The sequence below is a fragment of the Streptomyces odonnellii genome (assembly GCF_000981895.1).
GTDB classification, from domain to species: domain Bacteria; phylum Actinomycetota; class Actinomycetes; order Streptomycetales; family Streptomycetaceae; genus Streptomyces; species Streptomyces odonnellii.
The window spans coordinates 1-4,639 of record NZ_LATD01000004.1 but is presented as its reverse complement, the minus strand read 5'-3'; the positions used below and the strand labels follow the sequence as shown (position 1 = coordinate 4,639).

At 69.6% G+C, this 4,639-nt stretch carries 4 protein-coding genes; 2 read left to right on the top strand and 2 right to left on the bottom strand.

Annotation, left to right across the window (positions count from 1 at the left end; genetic code table 11):
* Nucleotides 1-117 precede the first annotated feature (117 nt).
* Complete coding sequence (locus WH07_RS00550; protein ID WP_046494184.1) at nt 118-666, top strand: acyl-CoA thioesterase; 549 nt, start codon at nt 118-120, stop codon at nt 664-666.
* A 59-nt stretch (nt 667-725) separates the two neighbouring features.
* Here WH07_RS00550 and WH07_RS00545 read toward each other — a convergent pair whose 3' ends face one another.
* Nucleotides 726-1,763 (bottom strand): aldo/keto reductase, encoded by a 1,038-nt coding sequence (locus tag WH07_RS00545; RefSeq protein ID WP_046494183.1) that lies wholly within the window; start codon nt 1,761-1,763, stop codon nt 726-728.
* A 230-nt stretch (nt 1,764-1,993) separates the two neighbouring features.
* On the opposite strand from WH07_RS00545, the gene WH07_RS00540 reads away from it, so the two are divergent.
* Nucleotides 1,994-2,875 carry an AraC family transcriptional regulator gene (locus tag WH07_RS00540; protein WP_046494182.1) on the top strand — a complete coding sequence of 294 codons (882 nt, stop codon included), beginning with the start codon at nt 1,994-1,996 and terminating at the stop codon, nt 2,873-2,875.
* Nucleotides 2,876-3,085: 210 nt separating this feature from the next.
* Here WH07_RS00540 and WH07_RS00535 read toward each other — a convergent pair.
* A partial coding sequence (locus WH07_RS00535; protein WP_408645782.1) for an LCP family protein occupies nt 3,086-4,639 on the bottom strand: 1,554 nt, incomplete at its 5' end.

Below are 4,639 nucleotides of genomic sequence, written 5' to 3'. Positions count from 1 at the left end.
GTATCCCGGACTCCGGCCGGGTGGCCTGATCTGTCATGCGCCCCACCTTATGCGGCCTCTGTACAGCGCCCGGGCCCCTGCCCGGCCGCTGTACAGAGGCCGCATAAGGTGGGGCGCATGACAGATCAGGCCACCCGGCCGGAGTCCGGGATACCGGGCAAGCCCACCTCCGCCTCCCGTACCACGCTCAGCCACATCATGACGGCCAGTGACACGAACCTGCTCGGTACGGTGCACGGTGGCGTGATCATGAAGCTCGTGGACGACGCGGCGGGCGCCGTCGCGGGGCGCCACTCCGGCGGCCCGGCGGTGACCGCCTCCATGGACGAGATGGTGTTTCTCGCGCCGGTCCGCGTGGGCGACCTGGTCCACGTACGCGCGCAGTGCAACTGGACCGGGCGCAGTTCGATGGAGATCGGTGTACGGGTCCTTGCCGAGCGCTGGAACGAGTCGACCCCGGCGACCCAGGTCGGCAGCGCCTATCTGGTCTTCGCGGCCGTCGACGCGGACGGCAGGCCCCGGCCCGTACCGCCGGTGATCCCGGAGACCGAGCGGGACAAGCGCCGCTACCAGGAGGCCCAGATCCGCCGCACGCACCGGCTGGCCCGGCGCCGGGAGATCCAGGAACTAAGGGAGAAGCGGGCGGCGGAGGGCATCGACAACTAGTGCCGCGACCGGCAGACCTTGCAGGGAGAGGCACTGGATTCCGGACGCGGTCCCGGCGGCTAGATCCCGGACACGGTCCCGGCGGAACGTCGGCGGAGCCTCGGGTTCTCCAGCGCGGGCGGCGTGGTCGCGTAGTTGTCCGCGGGGCTGAGGTCCGTTCCCGGCGTGATGATCGCGTCGATACGGTCCAGAACGTCGTCCGGCAGGTCGATGTCCGCACCCGGCAGGACTCCGTCGAGCTGTTCCGCGGTGCGCGGACCGATCAGTACGGATGTGACGGCCGGGTGCGCGCGGGCGAAGGCGATCGCGAGATGCGGCAGTGTGATGCCCATCTCTCCGGCGAGGGCGGTGAGTCCGGTGAGCGCGGTGGCCTTGAGCCTGCCGGTCGGTGTCGTCGTGTCGTAGTGCGCGGGCCGGGACGAGGCGCGGTGGCTCGACGCCAGGTCGGCCCGGCCGGAGAGCCAGCCCCCGTTGAGCGGGCTGAAGGTCAGCATGCCGAGCCCATGGCGCTGCGCGGTCGGGAACACCGCCCTCTCGGGCCCGCGGGTGAAGAGGGAGTACATCGACTGCTCGGTCAGGAACCGGTACGAACCCTGGCGCTCCGCCGCCCACTGGGCCTCGCTGATCAGCTCCGCGGGGAACATCGAGGAGCCGAACGCCCGGATCTTCCCGGCGCGGACCAGATCGGTCAGGGCCGCCAGTGTCTCGCTGACATCCGTCCCGTGGTCGGGGCGGTGCATCTGGTAGAGGTCGATGTGGTCGGTACCGAGACGGCGCAGGCTGTCCTCGACCGCGCGGACGATCCACCGCCGTGAGCCGCCCCGCCGGTTCGGGTCCTCGCCCATCGGCAGCCCGAATTTCGTGGCGATGACGAGATCGTCACGGCGGCCCCTGGCCGCCTTCCCGACGATTTCCTCGGACTCGCCCAGCGAATAGACATCGGCGGTGTCGATGACATTGATTCCCGCGTCCAGCGCACGGTGGATGACACGGATCGAGTCCTCGTGATCCGGATTTCCCATGCGGCCGAACATCATCGCACCCAGTGAGAGCTCGCTGACGGATATTCCGGTCTTTCCCAGGGTCCTGCGTTCCATCGGCGCGCGCCTTTCTACTTGACCGGTCGTGTTGACCGGTCGTGATTTTTCCGGCCGGAATTCTCCCGGGCGTGAATCCCGGGTCGTCGTACGGACCTGTCCATCGCACCACGCGCGTTCGCCCGGGCGTGAACCCGATCCTGCTGCCGTCTTGCACGATCCCGTCAACCTCGCTCGTACCGTGCCGAGGCGCGTGGTGGCGCCCCGGCGCCAGGTGGTTCGCTGGAGGCATGGACCTGCTCGATGAACTGCGCACGCTGATCGTGCGGCACGCCGACGGCGGACCGCTGGGGCGGAGGACGCTCATGGACGGCGTGACCGCGATGGTCACGGACCGGCCCACGCCCCCGGAGAGCGCGATGACGGAGCCGTCGTTCGTGGTCGTGGCCCAGGGCGTCAAGCGCACCGTGCTCAACGGGGTCCCGTACGACTACCGCGCCGGCCAGTTCCTCGTCGTGTCGCTGGACCTACCGGTGATCGGCCAGGCGCTGGAGGCGGGTCCGGACGAACCGTTCAGCGTCTTCGCCATGCGGCTGCGGCCGGCGGCGATCGCGCCGCTGCTGCTGGAGACCACCGGGTCCGCGAAGCCGCCGGCGTTCTCCGGTCTCGCGATCAGCGACGCGACTCCGGAGCTGCTCGATCCCGTCGTACGGCTGCTCCGGCTCGTCGACCGCCCGGACGATCTGCGGGTGCTCGGGCCCGGGTACGAGCGGGAGATCCTGTGGCGGCTCGTCACCGGCGACCAGGGCGCTCTCGTACGGCAGATCGGCCTCGCCAACAGCGCTGTCACGCATATCTCCCGGGCCATCCGCTGGATTCGCGACCATTTCCGCGAACCCATTCGTGTGGCGGACCTGGCGGCGCTCTCCGGAATGAGCGAATCGTCCTTCCACCGGTATTTCCGTTCCGCAACATCGATGACACCGATCCAGTTCCAGAAGCAAATCCGGCTCCAAGCGGCCCGCGTTCTCCTCATGACCCGGTCCGGAAGTGTCGCGGAGATCGGCTATCGCGTCGGCTACGAAAGTCCGTCGCAGTTCAGCCGCGACTACCGGAAGACATTCGGCATCTCGCCGGGCCGGGACACCGAGCGCCTGTCCGCCGCGCCCTAAGGGCTGTCCCGCAATCCATGGCGGGCGCGCAACGACAGCTACGGCACCTCGCCGCGTTGTCGGAACATCCCCATACGCCCAGTATGGGGACGTCCCTCCGCCTTGCGATGCACCGCATCTGACGCCGCGCGCTGACCCACCAGCGATTACGGGACAGCCCTTAGCGCCTGTCCGCCGGACCGTGAGGACGCTTTTCGGAGCCGGACCAACTCAGGGGCAGACGACCTCGTCCCCGGTCACCGTCCCGAACTGGTCGTCCTGCCCGTCCTTCGGCGGCTCCCCGGCCCGTACCGGAGTCACCGCCCTGTAGTCCGTGCCGATCATCACCTTGAGCGTCGGGCCCTGCTGCCGCGACGGGCGCAGTTCACTGCCGGGCAGGGCGGCTGCCAGGGACTTCGCCGAGCGGTCCCAGCGCGGGTCGTACTGCACGACCGTCCGTGCCAGATCGCGTTCGTCGGCGTTGAGGGGGGAGCCGGTGGTGGCGAAACCGGTGGCGCGCAGGGCGTCGTCGGCGCGGCGGCCGAGTCCGTCCTTGCGTGTCGCGTTGTAGACCTGCACCCGGATCTGTTCGGGCGCCACCTCGACCAGCGCCGTCGGCTGCCCGCTCCCGTACTGCCCGCTCCCGTGCTGCCCGCTCGCCGTCGAAGCCACCGGCCTGGACACCGACTCCTGTTCCGGCCGGCTCTTCCGGCCGGTCAGCGGTCTGTCCTCGCGCAGCGCCCGGAACAGCGCCTTCGACTTCACCGGATCCCACTTCACCGTCGAGCCGACCCCCTTGACCGCCACACCGTGCCCCTTGCCCGCCAGCGGCACCGAGGTGAATTCGGACGAAGAGGGTGAGAAGCCGCGCATCGCCTCGTTGAGAGCCAGCATCTGTTCCGTACCGAACCCCGCGTCCGCCCGTACGGAGTTGAGCATCGTCGACGTGACGTCCCGGAACTTCACCGGGTTCAGCAGCACACCGCTGGAGGTGGCCCGGCTGATCAGCGCGGCCAGAAAGCGCTGCTGGCGCCGCATCCTGCCGAGATCCGCCGCGCCGTCGACATGCCGCGACCGTACGTACTGGAGAGCCTGGCCGCCGTTCAGCTTGTGCGTACCGGGGGTCAGATCGAGACCGGTGTACGAATCCTTGAGCGCCTTGGGCGTACAGATCTCCACCCCGCCCAGCGCGTCCACCGTCTTCATGAAGCTCGCGAAGTCGACCTCCAGATAGTGGTTGATCTTCACACCCGTCATGTGCTCAAGGGTCCTGACCGTCAGATTCGGCCCGCCCTCCGCGTACGCCGCGTTCAGCTTCACCACATGGGAGCGGTGCTGCTTGCCGGTGGCGGGATCGGTGTGCTCGGGCAGTTCCGCGTAACTGTCGCGCGGCACGCTCACCACGCTCGCGCGCTCCCCGTTCTCCGAGAGGTGCACCAGCATGATCGTGTCGGTGCAGTGGCACGGCGCCCCGCCGAGCCGGTAGGCCCGCCGCTCGTCCTGGGTGATCCGGTCGCGGCCGTCGGTGCCGACGAGCAGCAGATTCAGGCCCTGGCCGGCGGCGGGCCGGTTCTTCATGTCCTTGAAGGCGTCGACCCGGCCGATCCCGGTGTCCAGGCTGGTCATCACCGCGTGGCCGATCCCGCCGGCCCCCAGCACCAGCACGGAGAGCGTCGTCGCCACCCGGGTCCCCCAGCGCGGGCGCTCCCGCCGCTGCCTTCCCGCGTCCGGCAGGTGGCGCACGGGCCTGTAGGCGGGAGGCGGGACGCGCGGCCGGGGCTGTCT

Bases quoted from the DNA above. Each gene is read 5' to 3' on its own strand.
- WH07_RS00550 (WP_046494184.1), top strand. From the start codon at position 118: ATGACAGATCAGGCCACCCGGCCGGAGTCCGGGATACCGGGCAAGCCC.
- WH07_RS00545 (WP_046494183.1), bottom strand. From the start codon at position 1,763: ATGGAACGCAGGACCCTGGGAAAGACCGGAATATCCGTCAGCGAGCTC.
- WH07_RS00540 (WP_046494182.1), top strand. From the start codon at position 1,994: ATGGACCTGCTCGATGAACTGCGCACGCTGATCGTGCGGCACGCCGAC.